Origin of the sequence: Paenibacillus andongensis (genome assembly GCF_025369935.1) — a bacterium.
Taxonomy (GTDB): Bacteria; Bacillota; Bacilli; order Paenibacillales; family NBRC-103111; genus Paenibacillus_E; species Paenibacillus_E andongensis.
This window is the reverse complement of the sequence record NZ_CP104467.1, coordinates 2,074,718-2,092,917: the sequence shown is the minus strand read 5'-3', so window position 1 is coordinate 2,092,917 and position 18,200 is coordinate 2,074,718. Positions and strand designations below refer to the sequence as shown.

18 protein-coding genes are annotated in these 18,200 nt (G+C 42.9%); 2 read left to right on the top strand and 16 right to left on the bottom strand.

From position 1 onward, the window contains the following. Positions 1–29: 29 nt before the first annotated feature. From NYR53_RS09640 to NYR53_RS09565, 16 genes are all read right to left on the bottom strand, one after another. Positions 30–1,118 (bottom strand): low temperature requirement protein A, encoded by a 1,089-nt coding sequence (locus NYR53_RS09640; RefSeq protein WP_261304964.1) that lies wholly within the window; start codon positions 1,116–1,118, stop codon positions 30–32. A gap of 111 nt (positions 1,119–1,229) precedes the next feature. Next, a complete protein-coding gene (locus tag NYR53_RS09635) occupies positions 1,230–2,228 on the bottom strand; it encodes a type I glyceraldehyde-3-phosphate dehydrogenase (protein ID WP_261304963.1) in 999 nt (332 codons plus the stop codon). 49 nt (positions 2,229–2,277) lie between these two features. Next, on the bottom strand, positions 2,278–2,604 hold the full coding sequence (locus tag NYR53_RS09630) for a hypothetical protein (RefSeq protein WP_261304962.1): 327 nt from the start codon (positions 2,602–2,604) through the stop codon (positions 2,278–2,280). 24 nt (positions 2,605–2,628) lie between these two features. After that, the gene (locus NYR53_RS09625; RefSeq protein ID WP_261304961.1) at positions 2,629–3,327 is read right to left on the bottom strand and encodes a pirin family protein; all 699 of its coding nucleotides are present in this window, start codon (positions 3,325–3,327) and stop codon (positions 2,629–2,631) included. Positions 3,328–3,347: 20 nt separating this feature from the next. Beyond that, a complete protein-coding gene (locus tag NYR53_RS09620) occupies positions 3,348–3,977 on the bottom strand; it encodes a nitroreductase family protein (protein WP_261304960.1) in 630 nt (209 codons plus the stop codon). A gap of 42 nt (positions 3,978–4,019) precedes the next feature. Then, a complete protein-coding gene (locus tag NYR53_RS09615) occupies positions 4,020–4,295 on the bottom strand; it encodes a GNAT family N-acetyltransferase (RefSeq protein WP_261304959.1) in 276 nt (91 codons plus the stop codon). 14 nt (positions 4,296–4,309) lie between these two features. Next, positions 4,310–4,540 (bottom strand): (4Fe-4S)-binding protein, encoded by a 231-nt coding sequence (locus tag NYR53_RS09610; RefSeq protein WP_261304958.1) that lies wholly within the window; start codon positions 4,538–4,540, stop codon positions 4,310–4,312. Beyond that, positions 4,537–5,484, bottom strand: a complete 948-nt coding sequence (locus NYR53_RS09605; RefSeq protein WP_261304957.1) for a ring-cleaving dioxygenase — start codon at positions 5,482–5,484, stop codon at positions 4,537–4,539. The genes NYR53_RS09610 and NYR53_RS09605 overlap by 4 nt, the downstream gene beginning before the upstream one ends. A gap of 181 nt (positions 5,485–5,665) precedes the next feature. Next, entirely contained in the window at positions 5,666–6,658 is a 993-nt protein-coding gene (locus tag NYR53_RS09600) for a LysR family transcriptional regulator (RefSeq protein ID WP_261304956.1), read from the bottom strand. A 527-nt stretch (positions 6,659–7,185) separates the two neighbouring features. Further along, positions 7,186–8,733, bottom strand: a complete 1,548-nt coding sequence (locus NYR53_RS09595) for a response regulator (RefSeq protein WP_261304955.1) — start codon at positions 8,731–8,733, stop codon at positions 7,186–7,188. After that, complete coding sequence (locus NYR53_RS09590) at positions 8,726–10,627, bottom strand: sensor histidine kinase (protein ID WP_367618663.1); 1,902 nt, start codon at positions 10,625–10,627, stop codon at positions 8,726–8,728. Before NYR53_RS09590 ends, NYR53_RS09595 begins: the two co-directional genes overlap by 8 nt. A gap of 35 nt (positions 10,628–10,662) precedes the next feature. Then, positions 10,663–12,342 carry an extracellular solute-binding protein gene (locus tag NYR53_RS09585; RefSeq protein WP_261304953.1) on the bottom strand — a complete coding sequence of 560 codons (1,680 nt, stop codon included), beginning with the start codon at positions 12,340–12,342 and terminating at the stop codon, positions 10,663–10,665. 304 nt (positions 12,343–12,646) lie between these two features. After that, complete coding sequence (locus NYR53_RS09580; RefSeq protein WP_261304952.1) at positions 12,647–13,603, bottom strand: LysR family transcriptional regulator; 957 nt, start codon at positions 13,601–13,603, stop codon at positions 12,647–12,649. A gap of 329 nt (positions 13,604–13,932) precedes the next feature. Continuing rightward, entirely contained in the window at positions 13,933–14,544 is a 612-nt protein-coding gene (locus NYR53_RS09575; protein WP_261304951.1) for a flavin reductase family protein, read from the bottom strand. A gap of 37 nt (positions 14,545–14,581) precedes the next feature. Next, positions 14,582–15,193, bottom strand: coding sequence for an alpha/beta hydrolase (locus tag NYR53_RS09570; protein ID WP_261304950.1), 612 nt, complete (start codon positions 15,191–15,193; stop codon positions 14,582–14,584). Continuing rightward, entirely contained in the window at positions 15,190–16,137 is a 948-nt protein-coding gene (locus NYR53_RS09565; RefSeq protein ID WP_261304949.1) for a ring-cleaving dioxygenase, read from the bottom strand. Before NYR53_RS09565 ends, NYR53_RS09570 begins: the two co-directional genes overlap by 4 nt. Positions 16,138–16,419: 282 nt before the next feature. Between NYR53_RS09565 and NYR53_RS09560 the strand changes: the two genes are divergently transcribed. Both NYR53_RS09560 and NYR53_RS09555 read left to right on the top strand, forming a co-directional pair. After that, a complete protein-coding gene (locus NYR53_RS09560; RefSeq protein WP_057305702.1) occupies positions 16,420–16,830 on the top strand; it encodes a heme-copper oxidase family protein in 411 nt (136 codons plus the stop codon). 127 nt (positions 16,831–16,957) lie between these two features. Next, positions 16,958–18,193 (top strand): MFS transporter, encoded by a 1,236-nt coding sequence (locus tag NYR53_RS09555; RefSeq protein ID WP_261304948.1) that lies wholly within the window; start codon positions 16,958–16,960, stop codon positions 18,191–18,193. Positions 18,194–18,200 lie beyond the last annotated feature (7 nt).

Here is an 18,200-nt window from a genome sequence, read left to right as displayed (position 1 = left end):
AACTTTTCTCTTCATCCAGTAATAAAAACTCAAGTCGTTAATTTTGCGTATACGATAAAAAACACCATTATCTCTCCAATGATTGCATAATTAGGTACATGAATAATCAAGTCCAACGCGATAAAACATCCAATTATCCCTAATAATATCCCCAAATGATTGTGCTTCAAGCGTAGACGTTCTTGTCTATATCGGTGGAATACCAGTGATGTAGAAATAAAATAAAGCAGTACGGATCCAAAAATAAAACCCAACATGAATGGATAATTGAGTTGTTCCTTAAATAACAATTGGATCGAAGCAGCTATCGTACTCATGGATAAATAAATGAAAAGATGGCCATAAATAATCGTTTGGCCGGCAGTTTGTATTTCTTTACTCACTTTCCGTTCAATATGATCAAAATATTGCCACCACATGGCAATAACGAATATACATGTAAATGAGGCAAACAAAATGGATGGCAAAGTCCAGTCACTTGACTGCAAAACAGCAAGTATACTGATCACTGATTCACCAAGAAGAATAAGTGTAAACAAGGCAAAGCGTTCCAATAAGTGATGGGTATGTATGGGTGTTTTCACCAGGTACCGCCGGCCGAGTAACGGCAGCAAAATATCTACAGCAATTCCCGCATACAGAATCGCGTAACGGATCCATGAATCAAAGAATAGCGAGCAGGAAGATATCAATATTCCGATCCAAAAGCGAGTCCCCAAGTATTGAGCGGTCTTTTGTTGATGTGTGCCTGTTGCTTTGTGTACAGTTAGATATTGAATAGCTGTCAGTGCTCTCGAACCAATATAGCCTACAAAAAAGGGAATATAGAAGTGATCAAAATTAACGGATAGGCTTGCCGTCATAATTAAAACAAAGAATAGTTGTAGGAACATGAATATCCTATGAGTAACGATATCTTGGCCAAAACGATTATTAAAGAGAGTTTGTCCTACCCATGCCCACCAGATTGGAATGAAAATTAAAACAAATTTGGTTAAGTATTCAATGGAAATGCTCCCATGATCGACATGCAGTAAAACGTGGTTTGCTTTTGATACGGCTGCTACAAAAAGCAGATCGTAAAAAAGCTCCAACCAGGTTACCTTTTTCTCAACCATAACCTCAAAACTCCCTTTATTTGATTTCATATTCACTAAATAACGAGGTAAAGGACTATCGGTCATGTTCGATAGCCCTAAATGTCATCTTATTTATGGATATTATCACTATCACTTATTTACTAGATAAGCCGCTACTTCAGCTAATCGTGAAGCGTAACCCCATTCATTATCGTACCATGTTGCAACGGACAGGAGTTCACCCTGTACTTGAGTCAATGGTAGGTCAATGATGGAGGAATGGGAATCGCCAACGATACGAGATGATGCCCATTCGCCTTCTAAAACATCCAGGACTCCCTTCAACTGTCCCTCTGTTGCGGCATTGCGGAAAATATCGTTGACCTGTTGTGCCGTACACGGCTTTTCCGTAACAAGATTTAATTCTGCAATACTTCCGGTACGCGTTGGAATTCGGTATGCCTTACCTGTTATCTGTAAATCGTTCCAGATGAATTTAAGGGCTCTTGCGGCTCCAGATGAAGAAGGAATGATATTTTCCGCAGCGGCCCATGAATCCCGTCGATCCTTCATAGGCTGATCCGTTAGCGATTGCGTGTTTGTATAGGAATGGACGGTCGAGAATAGACCATACTTGATTCCGAAGTTTTCTCTTACGATTTTGACGACAGGAGCTAGTGCATTCGTCGTGCAACTCGCCATACTAATGATTTTGTGCTTTTCCGGGTCGAAGCTATCCAGATTGATTCCTTTAAGCAATACTGCATCACAATCTTCAAGACTCTTGCTAGGACCGCTAACCAGTACTCTATTTGCTCCTCGATCCAAATGGATTTGAGCAATAGCACGGGTAACGGCTCGGCCTGTACAGTCGATGACCAGATCTACATCTAAGGCCTTCCAATCCGGAACTTCTTTCGACGAATTGATGAACTGAATTTCCCGCCCGCCGATAACCATAAGACCTTCATGTCCTGAGACCTCTTCTTGCCAGCGTTTATAGTTGGTGTCCACTTCGAATAGAGCGGCAAGCGTCGCTTCATCTTTAATATCTGAAATGGAAACCGGTACGAAAAGTTGATCCTGCAAAGCGACTCTTAATAATTGCCTTCCAATACGTCCAAATCCAAATATGGCTATTTTACCCATCGTTACCCCTCCGTTGAAAATGATTTAACATTTTCTTAGTCATCCTTGCTTATATGCCAAATTCATTCGGAATATACTCGATCCGAGATTCGGCGAAAATCGTAAGCTGCTTGAGCTGAACGTCGTACGTCACAGGACCTTCTTTGACATAAAACCAAATTTTATGCGTAGGTTGATCCTCATATTCCCGAAAAAGAAACACATTCAATTCCTGTTTCCAACGGAGAATCTCTTGAATATCCACGTCCTGTGTAAGGATTAAAGCAATTCTCCAACCCTGATCCATACGCGTCACCGAATATTCCATGGGTTGTTGTTCGGTATGAATAAATGTTCTACCGCCAACCGAGTGCCTAACCACAAGTGCCTCTTTCATACAAACAAACCCTCCTATTCGTTCTTATGGAAGGTCAATCAGCATTAGAAATGCATTTTCCTCCGCCATGATGCTCAAGTGAGACAAAGATTCGATTCGAGCCGTATCCCCTTCACCTAACTGAGTATGATTCACTGCAATTCGTCCCTCAATAACGAAAAGGAATATCTTGCGTCCCTCTTCCTGCCGAAAGGTAATCTCTTTATCCTTGTCCAATTTGCATAAATAGAGAGTTAGGTCTTGATGGATTTTAACAATCTGCTCTGATCCCTGCGAATCAACGACGGGAAGCAAGGCATTCTTCAACTTCTCTGAATTGTACCTGCGGGTTTCGTAGGAAGGATCTAATCCCCGTTCATTTGGCATGAACCATAATTGAAGAATTCTCATCGGCTCATCCTGCGAAGCGTTGTATTCAGCATGAACAACTCCGGATCCCGCGCTCATTCGCTGCACTTCCCCAATCCTCGTTACTTCCGTGTTGCCCAAATTGTCCTCATGACGGACGGATCCTGAAAGTACGATTGTCACGATCTCCATATCACTATGCGGGTGGGCGCCAAATCCTTTGCCGGGATCTACGTCATCGTCATTGCATACTCGCAAAACCCCAAATTCGGTGTTATTAGGGTCATAATAATTGCCGAACGAGAAGCTTAAACGGCTGCGCAGCCATCCATGATCTACGTTAAACCGGGAGTCTGCCGGGAATACCTGGATCATTTTAGAACTCTCCTTATCAGCTATTTAAATTGATTAAAACTAACAAACTCACGAACAGGTTTACGATAACCTCGAGGCCGCTGTTTGGCCGTATCCTCCTTACCTATTGCAACTAATAGGACAGGCACATATCGATCAGGAATATGGAGTGCTTGCCGCATCAATTCAGGATCAAAACCGATCATCGGACATGTATCCCAACCTTTTTCCTTTGCGGCGAGCATAAATAACTGTGCAGATAAGGAAGCGTTACGAATCGCCTCATCCCGCATAAAGCTTTCTCCTCTATCTTCATAAAATGCTGTAACCGATTCGACAGTCATATTGTATTCTTGTTTATTCATGACCCCTAGATTAAGAAAACCCTCATTTATTCTTGCTGCATCCTTATAAGCATCCATGGAGCCAAGTACTAGAATTGCTGCGGATGCCGACTGGACCTTATATTGTTTAAATGCAGCTTGATATACTTCTTCTTTGATAACGGGGTCTTTCACCACCAAATAATGAGTATGCTGTAAATTAAATGCCGAAGGGGAAAATTTTACAAGATTAAAAATCTCGTCAAGATCTCGTTCAGATATTTCTGTTCCAGGGATAAATTTATTTGCAGATCTTCGCTCTTTAACCACTGAAATAAAATCGGTCAATTGAACACGCTCCTTTCAACAAAAAATATCAAAATCAATATCTCATTTTAATAATACGTCATCATAATCTTGATGTTGGTCAAATTGACTTTTGGTGAAAGGACATAGTGGCATAATCTTTAACCTTTCCTTCCGAGCAAACTCGACTACGCGCCTAACCAATTCTTGTCCTATCCCTTGTCCTCGCAGACGATCGGAAACAAACGTGTGATCTACGATTATAATTCCATGCCCAGATGGAACATAATGTAATTCTGCCTCTCTTTTATCCTGATCTCCTACATAAAAACTGTTCGTATCTTTATTAATTTCAATCATTATTGTTACCCCATTCATGCTTGATGGTCTTTTCTTATATATTGCAAAGCACCGCTTGGGCATTTATCGATAAGATCTGCGATTTTGTCAGCCGTTTCTCCATCTGCCTGAATCCATGGTTTCTTTTTAACGTTGAACACTCCTGGTAACCCTCTCACGCAATTTGCCGAATGACCGCATTTTCCAGAGTGAAACAAAACATCAATATCTTTCCCTTTATATATTTTGAATTCTTCACTTTTCATTTATCTGACTCCATCGCACGTACTTGGATAGGTGATAAACCTTTTGCGATTTCTGCACGGTCAGCTTCAAACCATTCCGGAAGCATCAGTTTTTCACCTAATACATCTGATTGCTCATCTACTGCAAAACCTGGTGGATCCGTAGCAATTTCAAACAGGATGCCGCCTTCTTCACGAAAATAAATCGCATTGAAATATTGTCGGTCGATAACGTCTGTGGGATGGAAGCCATGTTGCTCTACATGTGTTCTCCATGAAGCATGATCTTCATCATCCTTTGCGCGCCATGCAATATGATGAACAGTACCGGCTCCACTTATGCCCCACTCCATTGCCGCAATGTTTACGTCAATAACATTACCAATACTCGCTGTCGATTTATAGCGAATAAAATCCCCTTCTTGGTTCACCTTTTGAAGACCCAAGACTTGCTCTAGGACATTCATCGTTTTTTCGGGTGCGGTACTATACAGGACAGCGCCGCCAAAACCTTTGATAGCTTTATCTATTGAAACACCACCAAACGACCACTGACTCAAATCTCCTTCCTCGCGCTCTACAATCTCTAGCTGTAAACCATCCGGATCTGAAAATGTTAAGTAATTCTCATCAAACCTCGTCTTCAAAGAATAAGGAACATGAAAGCTTTCTAGGCGTTCTTTCCAAAAATCGAGTGCACCTAAAGGAACGACATATGTTGTTATACCGACCTGTCCTCCACCAATACGCCCTTTACGACCCAACTCAAATGGAAAGAATGTGATTACGGTACCTGGACGACCTGATTCATTACCGAAATACAAATGATAAACTTCCGGAGCGTCAAAGTTGATCGTTTTTTTTACAAGTCTCAGACCTAGTACCCCTGCATAAAAGTCCACATTTTTTTGAGCATTCTTTACAAAAGCCGTTATATGGTGAATTCCTTCTGTTTGTTTTTCCATTTTGTAAACACTCCTTGTATGATCTTTAACTGTTTATGTTCTATCATATTGAAATTATCCTTCATGAACAATTCCATTATTTCTATATCATGTATAGTCATTAACTATATCTTCAAGTGCGAAGCTAATATAAGTCCCCAGATTTAGAGTTTGAAAACCGAAAAGAAAAGAGCAGATATTCCTAAGATATATCCCGAAAGAGGCTGTCATAGTCTGCCAACTTTTTCGATTGTTCTAGAAAAAAGTTGATACATGTTTGAACCGAAGGATTGTTGTAATGATGTTTTTTAAAAATAAGCTTGATCTCACGAACAGGCGTCGGATCTACAAGACGAATCATTTTCAATTTCTGACCAAAAAAGCTTTCAATTAAAGAAGCAGGTAAAATAGCTACCCCCATCTTATGCAGTACCATAAAAAGAATAATTTCCGCAGAAGTTGACTCAAACTTTGATTGCAAAGACTTGGTGATCTTATCACTGAATGTATGAAATTGCTCGATTACACTTATATCCCTAACAAATAAGGCAGATTCTAAATCTTCTAGCTCCTGAAAAGAAATAACGGTTCGATCTGCCCATGGATGATCCTCATAAACGACCAATGCTTGTTCTTCTTTATATAGGTGCATCATATGAATTTCTTTGTTTGGTTCATGATTGTCAGTAATGCCAATATCGATACTACTATTCAATAATTGCTGTGATGTATTCTCTGCACTGGCAAATTTTAATGTGATACCAGGATACTGTTCATGGAATTTCAAAAACCGGGGTATTAAACAAAAAAAGTCCATAGACGAGATGCCTATCAAAAGTTTATTTGTTCGAGCATTACGTAACTCGTAAGTTTCTTTCTTCGATTCTTCAATGAGCCTCATCACGAAAAGAGCTTTTTGGTAAAGTATTTCCCCGGCAGCTGTAATCTTTACCCCTCTACCAACTCTCTCAAACAAAGGAGTTCCAACTTCTCCCTCTAAAAATCGGATCTGCTGACTTAAAGTAGGTTGAGAAATCATTAAAACATCTGCAGCCTTAGTATAACTTCCTTCTTTGCAAATTTGAATGAAATATTCTAATTGCCTGAACATGGAAATCTCACTCCTGTTTTCACAATAAAGTTGTAACGCACTTAAGTATTTGCTGGTTTGTTTTTCCTTCGGTTTCTTGAACATGGCGATTCCCAGACACCTAAACTCACCTGGCTTGCCTGTCCCGTTTAAGAAGTTTCAGCTTGGCCGGTTCTGTTATTCGTTAGCATAGGGTACTTTTCTTGGTGCTTCCCGTACTGGGTGTTCACCCGCGGGTAGTGATGAGCGTGATCGGGGTGATTGCTGGACTTTGTAAACATTATATCAAGTAACCTGTCATGTAATATATCCGTTAGATTTCAGGTAAAGGTTGCTGGATTTTAGGGTTGGTGCGTTGGGAACACTATGTGTGTAGTCTGAAAATATGAAGAGCCCGCTTCTCGCTTAGTTTATTTATACAGAAAAAAGGTACAGTCTCTTCAAAAAATGAAGAAATCTGTACCTTACTTTTATACAGGGGACTTTTTCAGCGGCCTCCAAGAGATTACGTGAGTTTTATGACAAGAAGCGCGAAGCCGGAAAGGCTTATCGCGTTGCTCTCATCGCCTGCATTAACAAGCAGCAATCTCCGTTACCGATGAGGGTCCTGCTAAGTTCAGTTCAATCATAGCTCACTTGGATTCAAACAGCCTTCGCTGGCTTCGGTATTCCAGCGCTGTGATGCCTTCGGTATCCTTGAATATTCTCGTAAAATGCTTCACATTTTCGAATCCAACCTGATCACTGATTTCGTACACCTTCAAATCGGAGTGCACCAGCAGCTCCTTCGCCTTGTCCAGCCTTAACCGGCGAACATAGTTCGAGAAACTCTCACCGTAATATTCTTGGAAGGCTTGGCTGAAATACGAGTAATTGAGTGAGAAATGGTTGGACACGACCGCCATGTTCAAATCGTCGGCATAATGCGTCTGCAAGTAGGCGAGAACTTTTTGCATCGTATTTGGCTCCGTAGGCGCTTGCTCTCTCCGATCTTGGATGAACCGATCCAGACTATCGAGAAGCTGCTCAACAACCGCATAATAATGTTCAAATCGTTCGAAATTCCCAATATGGCCAACAGAGGCGTATTGACTTAATAGGTCAAGCACTCTATTTCCGTATATGCGGAACACATTGTCGAATAGCTCTTCATTGAGCAGCTGGCTGATCCGTTCCAGGTAGCCGATTTCGCAGCAGCTAATGATACGAAAATCTAGAATTTGATCGAGAATCTGCTTCATTTCGTTACCGCGTCCCATTCCCAACAGATTCGATAATCGCCCAATCAACTCAACAGGAACGACATGCCGCTCATTGCGCTCTCTTATGCTGGTGTAGTTCAGCACATCGAGTTCTGGAAGCACAATACTGTATTTCAAGGTTTGCTTCGTTTGGCTATATGCCCACCTTATCTGCTCTATCCCTTGAACAGACTCGCTAATCGCGATTCGCAGCTGTGACTCAAATACACTCAACCTCCACCGTTCCGCCAACTGGTAGAACATAACCGGATCGCGTGCGATCATAATCGTTCCGCCTTTTCCATCACGCGTGAGCAACCAATCCATATGCCCTTGTAATAGCTCAGCAATTTGATTCCTGAAAGAAGCAGCATCCGTACTGCTAGCCTGTGATCTCGTAAGCAAGCCCACCGTATATCCTGCATCCAACCAGCCAAAGCCGGCCTGGTCTAGCTTGTTCTGTATTATCGAATCACCAACATCCTTCTGGGTCAAATGCTGGGTAATTAGCTCGGCAGCAACAAGGCTGGCATCTTCGCCCGCCTTGTCTGCTCGCTCTTCTCTCATCCTTATGTCCCGCATTAATCGCTCCAGGACGGCAAACAAGTCCTCCCGTATCACAGGCTTCACGAGATAATCCTTCACAGCATAGCGAATTGCTTTCTGCGCATATACGAACTGATTAAAGCCAGACAGCAATACAATCTCGGGCCTTACGGGATGCTCTTGCAGTTGCTCGAGCAGTTCGATCCCATCCATAATTGGCATTCGGATATCTGTGAACATAATATCCGCAGGCTCCTGGCTAAGCAGCTCAAGCGCTTCTTGTCCATTCTCGGCAAATCGGTAGTTGAACAGATTAGGAAACTGCCTCTCAATCACTGATTGCAAGCCCCTCCGAATGATCTTCTCGTCGTCGACGATCAGCAGGCTAATCATAGATGTCTACTTCCCCTCCCATGACCCGATACGGCAAAGTCATAATTATGCGTGTATAGCTTCCTTCCTGACTTTCGATCTGAATCCCATATTCCGTCCCATAGCTCATTACTAAGCGTTGGTCCACATTACGCAGACCGATTCCATTGCTGTCCTGGCTATTTTTGCGAACGACTAATTGCCGGACATCCTGGTATGAGGACTCTTCCATTCTTAGCATTCGGTTCAATATGCCCAGCTTCTCTTCCGGTATGCCGCAGCCGCTGTCAGTGATCTCTATGACACAAGCTTGATCACGCAGGACAGCAGAGATCGTAATGACAAGATTTCCGTCGCTGGAATGCATCATGCTCATCCCATGCTTGATTGCATTCTCGACTGCGGGCTGCAGTGACATTTTGAGCGATTCCTGCTTGAGGCATTCCGGTGCAATCGACAATCGGAGATCAAGTTTTCCATCATAACGGATGTTCATGACGGATACATAATGCTGGACCTGCTTAATCTCATCGCTAAGCATCACGTGATCCTGCTTCCATTCCATCGAATACCGCATCATACCGCCTAGCGAGGTCATTATGTCCGATATAAGGTACTGCCCTTCAATCTCCGCCAGCATCTTGACGTTCTCCAGCGTATTGTAGAGGAAGTGGGAATCAATCTGGTTCTTCAGCGCTCGAAGCTCCGCTTCTTTCCCTGCCGCCTGCCTAGCTGCCTGCTCTTGAATAAGCTCGTTAATCTTCAGAATGAGCTTATGGTAATGCAGGCCCAACTCTCCTACCTCATCGGTACCAGTTATCGGGGGCAGCTCGACGTTGAAGTTACCGCTTCTTACCTGTTGCATCGATTCTCTTAACGCCTTAAGCCTGCGCAAAATTATCGCCTGCATCGAGTAAGATAGCAGCACGAGAAATGCCACTAGTAACGAAATGAGTACAATATAAAGAACTCTCGAATGGTTAATGCCTTCCATCGTGTCCGCAAGACTAACCATATTGACCAGATGTACGTTGATCGAAGGAATGTAGCTCTGAAATGCCAAGTAGGACTGGCCATTAACCTTGAACTGTATCGTCTCGATATCTGTATTACTCGTCAGCTTCACGCTGTTCATCAATTGCTCCGCACTGTGCTGTTCGAACACAGATGAAGCCTTCAAGCTGAATACCTGTCCGTTCCTTGCTACTACGATCAGCTGGGAGTTCTTGTCCTGCACACTACTGAACGTTCGAGAGAAGAAATTCGACAGCTTCATCGATATCTCTAGAATCCCGTTATGTTTTGCGTTGTCCGCATATTTAAATTCCTGCAAGTACGTCATGAAGGGCTCATTCGGCGATGGTTCGGATGGCATACCGGTGAGTGCGACGTTCTCCTGTATCTGCCACAAGGGCAAACCGCTCTGCTTCATCACCTCATCATGCCAAGGCTTGTCTTGAATACGTGATTCCTTTAGAATGACTGGCCAAATCTCATTCACATAAGGGTTGTCCGTGAACAACCGGACATTCGCAATTCGTGGATTGTTGAACAGAAAATATTGAAAGTTGTTGACAACATCATGCTTAATATGAAGAACACGCGCTGTATCCTGAATATGTTCAATTTGGAGATAATTGTTCATTTCCCGATTGGATAACGCAAGCTGATCGGTCCATCCCATCAGCTCCATGTTATTCTCAATGTTTATTTTCTCGACCGCCAGCACATTCTCGTTGTTCTTCGTCAATTCTTCCATTGCCTTGGTGGACTCTTCATTGAGCGTATACCAGGAGAACAGAACAACCGGTATGAAGATAACGAACACAAATGACAGAATCAGTTTGACTTGAAGCGAAAGTTTAAACGTCAATGCACGCATCCCCAATAACCAACGGATTGCCGCGAATCCCATTTCCTGTTTCACATCCTGCTGTTTCCTCTATATAACTATTGATTGAGCGCCGACTTCAGCTTCTGTACATTTCGTTCATAGGCTGCTTGGCGGCTAGCTACAAGGGCTCCATACGCTGGATCCTCGGTAATGCTTTTCATGAATTCGGTGAACAGTTGATCGAATTCAGCATCCGACTTGGACATCAGCAGCTTCGGCAGCGTCTCGGCCCAGAGCCGCACGTTTTGGTCTTCCGCAATACCTTCCTTCGTCGTCGGGTCCGGATCCAGATTGTCGAACTCGGTCATGCTGATCGTCTTGCCCCTCGTCCAATCGGCAATTTGTTTGGCAGGCTCAGCATCCATTCCCGTCATCCATGCTAGATTCATGTTCGTATCCATTAACATCCAGTACATATAAGAACCGCCATATTTTCTATCGAACGCTTTGCGGTCGGTGTTGAGCAGATGCATGACCTCCGGCAGGAACTGATCTTTGCCGTCTATCGTATCGTAGGTAATGCCCTTCTCTCCTAAGTAAAGATCCTTGTTTCCCTCTTCGCTGAGCAAATAGCTAAGGAATGCAATTGCCCGTTTCTTATCCTTGACATTCTTCGAGATGAGCGTCACCGTCCAACCGGAGACACCATTTCCTGCAAGTGTTGGCGCATCATTCGCATCATTCGCCGGACCATCAATCGCGATATACACCTTATTTGGGTCCTTCTGATACAACGCTTGATTAATCTCTGTAAAATCAGACCACTGATACAGCATGGCAAAATAGCGCCCTTGCGATATTTTTTCATCCTTTTCCAGTCGTTTTTCATCAATATAGACATCTGTCGGCATCAGTCCGTCCTCATTCGCTTGGCGGAACACCTTCAGCCATTTCAGATAGGTTGGATCGCTTCGACGGTCGTACAGTTTGCCGTTTTTCTGCTGCGGTATGGCTAGGAAGTTCTGAAGATACGTATCCAGCGAAAAGTTGCCGGTTTCCGTAAATTCATGCAGGCCAATCGGAATGAGCGGTTGGCCGTCCACTTCCGGAAATCTCTCCTTCGCAGCCTTCAGCGCGCCGAGAAACCCTTCCGGCGTGCTCATATCCGGCTTCCCAAGTGCTTCATACATGTCTTTCCGAACAACAAAAGTCTGATTAGACGTAATAAGCTGACCATATTTTCGATAATCCGCAGGGGATGAAGATGCATTCGGGTAGCCATACACATTGCCGTCAGCCTGTGTATACCAGCTAAGCTTTGCAGGGTCTGCGACTTTAATGAAATAAGGATCATACTGATCCGCTAGCTTATTCAATGGAAGCACCATATCTCCCTTGATCATCTTCAACACGGCATCCTCGTACCAACCTAGCGTAATAAAGTCAGGGAGCGTCCTTGCTGCCATCATCGTGTTGAGCTTCTCGCTGGCGTCGCCAGCAGGCATGATAAAGTTCAAGCTGACGCCCGTCTTTTTCGTTATATAATCGGAAACGACGTTTCCTCCCCACTTGCTGGTGAACCAATCAAAATTGATATACCAGTCAAACGTAATCGGTGTCGTGTCCAGCTTCCAGGCAGGCTCATCCCGAGAAGGCTTCGTTTGAGTAGCACCTGCCTGCATAAGATTGGCGTTGGAGTTCGTATGATCCTCAGCAGTGTTCCCAAAACAAGCCGCTAACGTCAAACACATCATCATAGCTAGCAACATCATTGCTGATTTACGCATTTTACCCATTCATAATGCTCCTTCGTCTGTGTAGTGGTCTACTTAATATCATATATATAGGAAAGTGGTGATCTTGTCATACGCAAACAAGTCTTCAGCTGCACAGAACCCTCCTGTTAGTATAAAGGTTACTGCAAGAAAAAGAAAGAAAGCTTACATGTTAGGTAGGGTTACTCAGGTTTCCTAAGCCGCCAACGCAATAAGCGAGCACGACAAGGAAATAATCCTTCGTCTTGCTCGCGTTCGTTAGCTATGATGTTCTAGTTTGATTCATTACGCAATAGATCATCGCAGCTGCTATAGGGCAAAATAATTATTGCAGCACCGCTTGGACATATGAATTCATCTCTTGAATGAATTTGCGTACAGTGGACCTCGTATTAACGGAATTAAGATATACAAGAGATATATCCCAACATGGAACATTGCCTTCTAATTTTACAATACGCAAAGAATCGTCCCTTAGACCTTCGAGCAAAGATGTTGGTATTAGAGCTACTCCAAGTCCATGGCGAACCCCATGAATCAATACTGAAATGGAGGACGTTTCTATTATCGACTCCAAGGTAAACCCATAAGAGAAACAATACATTTCAATTAATGATTTGTTTTGTTCTCGAAACATGATCGCATTCATTTGCTTCAAGGATCGAAAAGGAATCGAAGATTTATCGGCCAAAGGATGTTCGGAATGAATCAATAGCGCCATTTCTTGTCTATACAAATGAGTCGAAATGACCGAAGCATCAGAAATCGGATTTGCAGTGATTCCAATGTCTACCCTTTGCTCCAAAACTTTATTCTCGGCATCCTCTGCAGCGATAATTTTCAATAAAATATTCGGGTACTTTTCGCGAAATCTCATGAAATAAGGAGCAAGATATCTAAGCTCAGCAGGACAACATCCAATAGAAATTGTTTCTCTAGATATTTTGTTTCGGCCATATATTTCATTTCGCGCCTCTTCAAGAAGATTCATAATAGCGTTGCCCTTATTCAAGAGAATTTTTCCCGCTTCTGTTACTTCAACTCCCCTGCTTACCCGATCGAACAATGGAATATTATACTCATCTTCCAAAACCCGAATTTGCTGACTTAGTGTAGGCTGAGTCACACCTAATTCTTCTTTAGCTTTGGTGAAACTTCCCGATTTGCATATTTGAATAAAATATTCAAGCTGGCGAAGCTCTATATAGATCACCCCGATCATCCCAGAATAGGAAAGTACTGATGTATGAAACCGCCCCCAAGTGCCTATCCCTGTTCTCAAGGCACTTGCGTATTTTGCATCCAAAATTCCCGTATCGGTGATTGCTGGACTTCGTAAACATTATATCAAGGAACCTGTCATGTAATATATCCGCTAGATTTCAGGTGAAGGTTGCTAGATTTTAGGGTTGGTGCATTGGGAACACTATGTGTGTAGTCTGAAAATATGAAAAGCCCGCTTCTCAAATAGGAAGCAGGCTCTTCTTTTACTAGGTTTTTTATTCGGAGGCAGTTCGGCCAGTCGGGAAGTGTAGCCCCAGCCAAGCGTTCGCAAGTGGCATAGGTAACATCTTCTTAACCCTGCGTTTTTAGTTTGGCATCCTATTGGGCCTACTGAGGCCGCTTTATTGAAAATCGTTCTCCGAGCTTCGAATAGGAATCTCCTGCTAGCCGACTTACTGGCTGAAGTTTATTAGGATCAATCCGGCCTTCCTGATATAAAGATTCATGAATATGGAAGTGAACGATGCGCCCGATCAATAGATCGCAACCTGGCATTGCTGTATTCCCTCCAAGAGGTATCGCCTGCTCGAGGACACACTCCATTCTAATCTTGGCTTCAGCTACACCTGGAACATCAATTGCTGTACTAGGAACAGGAGTTAAGCGGGCCCATTCGACTTCACTTTCGTGTGACGGCAGGTTGACCGCCGTTTGATTGACGGCCTCAATATTCGACTCATCTGAGATGTGAACGACAAACGCTCCCTTTTCTATCGCATTTCTTGAGGTGTCTTTCTGTTTGCCCTGTTGCCGTTGTACGGAAATCGAGAGCATGGGAGGATTCGAAGTAACGATATTAAAATAGCTGTAAGGGGCAGCATTCAGTATACCGTCTGTCGATAGAGTCGTCACAAACGCAATCGGCCGAGGAAGAATGCTCCCGCTTAGCAGCTTATAATTGTCCCGTTCCGTTTGATTGTTGGGATTGATCGATATCAATGTTACCCTTCTTCCACATATAAAGTATGAGAACAGGTTAGGAATAGAAATGCTTTTTGAACCATTGAGCTGCCGCATTGACTTCTTGGTGCGTTAACTGATGACCCGCATGTTCCCAGTGTATTTCAACGGAAGAGCCTGCACCTTCCAATAGCGACTGCAGTTCTCTGGTTTCTTGTTGAGAAGAGATCGGATCATTCGTTCCGGCACCAATAAATATAGGGATTTGAGCTAATTCGGGAAGTATTATACCCCGACGAGGAACCATAGGATGGAATAGAATCGCACCTCTTAATGCATTCTTACAATGAAACAAGAGGCTCCCTCCAATGTTCGCACCGTTAGAATACCCTACGGCCACGACATTCTGGCGGTCGAATTCATATTGGTTCGCTGCTTGATCAATGAATCCGTTCAACTCTTCCGTTCGAAACAAAAGGTCCTCCTCGTCAAACACACCCTCAGCCAATCTCCTGAAAAATCGAGCCATGCCATTCTCCTGAACGTTGCCTCTGATACTTAGAGCATTGGAGTCTGGGGCGATCCTTTGAGCAATCGGCAATAAATCGTATTCCGTCCCGCCCGTGCCATGTAATAAAAGAAGCGTCGGCAGCTTCGGACTTGAGCCTTTTCGAAAAATATATTTCATGGCTTGAACGACTCCAATTCACGCACTTGAATGGGAGGCAAGTTCTTTTCAATTTCACCACGATTGCTTTCGAACCATTCTGGCAGCATTAATGCCTCACCTAAATGATCTTGAGGCTCATCCTTAGCAAAACCTGGCGGGTCTGTCGCGATTTCAAACAAGATGCCGCCTTCTTCCCTAAAATAAATGGCATGGAAATACTGCCGATCAATGATCGGTGTAGGGTGGAAGCCGCTATTCTCAACATGGCTTCTCCATGCTTCGTGGTCTTCATAATCCTTTGCGCGCCATGCAATATGATGAACCGTACCAGCTCCACTTATGCCCCACTCCATTGCCGCAATGTTTACGTCAATAACATTACCAACACTCCCTGTCGATCTATAGCGAATAAAATCCCCTTCTTGGTTCACCTTTTGAAGACCCAAGACTTGCTCTAGGACATTCATCGTTTTTTCGGGTGCGGTACTATACAGGACAGCGCCGCCAAAACCTTTGATAGCTTTATCAATTGAAACACCACCGAACGACCACTGACTCAAATCCCCTTCCTCACGCTCTACAATCTCTAGCTGTAAGCCATCTGGATCTGAAAATGTTAAGTAATTCTCATCAAACCTCGTCTTCAAAGAATAAGGAACATGATAGCTTTCAAGGCGCTCTTTCCAAAAATCGAGTGCACCTAAAGGAATGACATATGTTGTTACACCTACCTGCCCTCCGCCAATACGCCCTTTATGACCTTCATAGGGAAAGAATGTAATTATGGTGCCTGGACTGCCTGCTTCATTACCGAAATATAAATGGTAAACTTCCGGAGCGTCGAAGTTGATCGTTTTTTTTACAAGTCTCAAACCTAGTACCCCTGCATAAAAGTCCACATTTTTTTGGGCATTCTTTACAAAAGCCGTTATATGGTGAATTCCTTCTGTTTGTTTTTCCATTTTGCAAACACTCCTCGCATGTTTATGTCCTATCATATTGAAATTATTATTCATGAACAATTCCATTATTTCTATATCATGTATAGTCATTAGCTATATCTTCAAGGGCGAAGCTAATATAAGCAATATCTATATGAGATATAGTCAGATTCATATTGATAGTTGCCTATCAGTGCTTATAAGATAAAGTTGAATAAACTTCCAATTGAAAGAAGTTTAAGTTTTAGGATAATTCCCGGCCGGATGAATTGTTCTTTATCACATTAACAAGGGGGAAATTCTATGGGAGTACGTTTTTTAAAAATGGCAGTCGTTTATATTTTGATTGGTATTTGCATCGGTATTTACATGGGTACAACACTTAACTTTGCATTAACAAGCGTACATGCTCATGCAAATCTTTTCGGGTGGGCAACATTGGCTCTTTGCGGATTTACCTATCTTCGATTTCCCAAAGCAGCAGAATCGCCTCTAGCGAAGTGGCACTTCTGGTTGCAAGGTATCGGCCTGCCCATCATGCTTATTACCCTCACGTTAATGGCTCATGGCTACGCTCCAGATTGGATTACCACGTTAAAGCGTATCGGTGAAGCAGTAGCTGGAACCGGTATCTTGATATTTGCGGTCAATGTTTTTACTAACGTAAAAGCAATGGACATTCATAATAACCATACGCATGATGTTTCCATGTAATACTCAGAAACGTTCTTAATAAGGTTCAAAACTATCCTCGAAGGGGATGATGCTCAAAAAATAGCCGCTTGGTTAGCTGAACATAAATAATCCATTTAAAAAATTTGAAGAACAAGGGGGTAGGATCTTGGCTAACGAACCGTTGTCCAACTCGTCAAATTTCTCATTCATTACCATTGTCCTTTTCTGGTGTAGTTTAGTTGTAGTATCTTGTGTGTATTTAACGATCCCGTTAATTACGGTTTTTGCAGACGTATTCAAGGTGTCGTCTTCTCAAGCTGCTTGGGCTGGCAGTGCCTTTTCGTTTGCTTTTGCAGGTGGAGGTCTGTTCTTTGGCGTTTTGTCCGATCGTTTTGGGCGAAAAAAAATGATGTTGTCAGGGTTACTATTGCTAACTGTAATAACTCCTCTAATCGGTAGTGTCAGCAGCTTTTCTTGGCTTGTTGCCCTTCGAGCCATCCAGGGTTTAGCAGCATCCATGTTCCCTCCGTCTGTCTTGGCCTACGCCATGGAAATGTTTCCAATAAAAAGAAGAATAACCATTATTGGGTTCATCAGTACGGCATTTTTAATGGCAAGTATCGTTGGACAAATATATAGCAGCTATATTGTTTTATTCTTTAGTTGGTCTTATATTTTCTATATTCTTTTTGCGGTGTATTTAATATCCTTTATCTTGATTATCTTTTTTGTTCCAAACGATAAAACACAACAACCAGATGGCAGCTTTCTTTCTGCCTTTTTGCGAATAGGCTATATATTTAAAAGGAAGAGTTTACCTCTTTGCTACATCATTTCTGCTACGCTCTTTATTTCGCTTGTTGGTTTTTTCACGACACTTGGAAGTTATTTAAACAGTTCGCTCTTCGGATTAAGTCACCAAGATATTCTATGGGTCCGTGCGGTTGGTATTATCGGAATGCTTGTAGCACCGTTTGATGGAAAATTGGTTGCGAAAATGGGAGTCAAAAACGTTTTATGGTGTGGATTGATCTTTGGTGGAATCGGCTTGGGATTGTTAGGCCTCTGGCCTAACCTCATTTTTTTAGTTTCGATGAGCGTCGTGTTTATTATTGGAATTTCTATGGCTCTTCCCGCATTGATCTCACTAATTGGTCAAATTGCTGGGGAGATCCGGGCGATCGCGGTTTCGTTCCACATGTTTATGGTGTTCATAGGTGCATCACTTGGGCCGATTCTTTCGATTTATCTAATCAATCACGGAGGCTATTTACTCTCTTTTGAGGTATTAGCTGGATTGTTAGGGTTGAGCTTGATTGTCCCCTTGTTTATTCGTTTAGAAGAACCACGCAGTTACTCAGCATCATCCCAAAACGAGACCTACGCGAAATCAGCGAAATGATTCGGGA

Coding starts and splice junctions, on each gene's coding strand:
- NYR53_RS09590 (WP_367618663.1), bottom strand. CDS start 10,627: ATGGGATTCGCGGCAATCCGTTGGTTATTGGGGATGCGTGCATTGACG.
- NYR53_RS09625 (WP_261304961.1), bottom strand. CDS start 3,327: ATGATCCAGGTATTCCCGGCAGACTCCCGGTTTAACGTAGATCATGGA.
- NYR53_RS09615 (WP_261304959.1), bottom strand. CDS start 4,295: ATGATTGAAATTAATAAAGATACGAACAGTTTTTATGTAGGAGATCAG.
- NYR53_RS09605 (WP_261304957.1), bottom strand. CDS start 5,484: ATGGAAAAACAAACAGAAGGAATTCACCATATAACGGCTTTTGTAAAG.
- NYR53_RS09565 (WP_261304949.1), bottom strand. CDS start 16,137: ATGGAAAAACAAACAGAAGGAATTCACCATATAACGGCTTTTGTAAAG.
- NYR53_RS09560 (WP_057305702.1), top strand. CDS start 16,420: ATGGGAGTACGTTTTTTAAAAATGGCAGTCGTTTATATTTTGATTGGT.
- NYR53_RS09570 (WP_261304950.1), bottom strand. CDS start 15,193: ATGAAATATATTTTTCGAAAAGGCTCAAGTCCGAAGCTGCCGACGCTT.
- NYR53_RS09585 (WP_261304953.1), bottom strand. CDS start 12,342: ATGGGTAAAATGCGTAAATCAGCAATGATGTTGCTAGCTATGATGATG.
- NYR53_RS09610 (WP_261304958.1), bottom strand. CDS start 4,540: ATGAAAAGTGAAGAATTCAAAATATATAAAGGGAAAGATATTGATGTT.
- NYR53_RS09640 (WP_261304964.1), bottom strand. CDS start 1,118: ATGGTTGAGAAAAAGGTAACCTGGTTGGAGCTTTTTTACGATCTGCTT.
- NYR53_RS09600 (WP_261304956.1), bottom strand. CDS start 6,658: ATGTTCAAGAAACCGAAGGAAAAACAAACCAGCAAATACTTAAGTGCG.
- NYR53_RS09635 (WP_261304963.1), bottom strand. CDS start 2,228: ATGGGTAAAATAGCCATATTTGGATTTGGACGTATTGGAAGGCAATTA.
- NYR53_RS09595 (WP_261304955.1), bottom strand. CDS start 8,733: ATGATTAGCCTGCTGATCGTCGACGACGAGAAGATCATTCGGAGGGGC.
- NYR53_RS09630 (WP_261304962.1), bottom strand. CDS start 2,604: ATGAAAGAGGCACTTGTGGTTAGGCACTCGGTTGGCGGTAGAACATTT.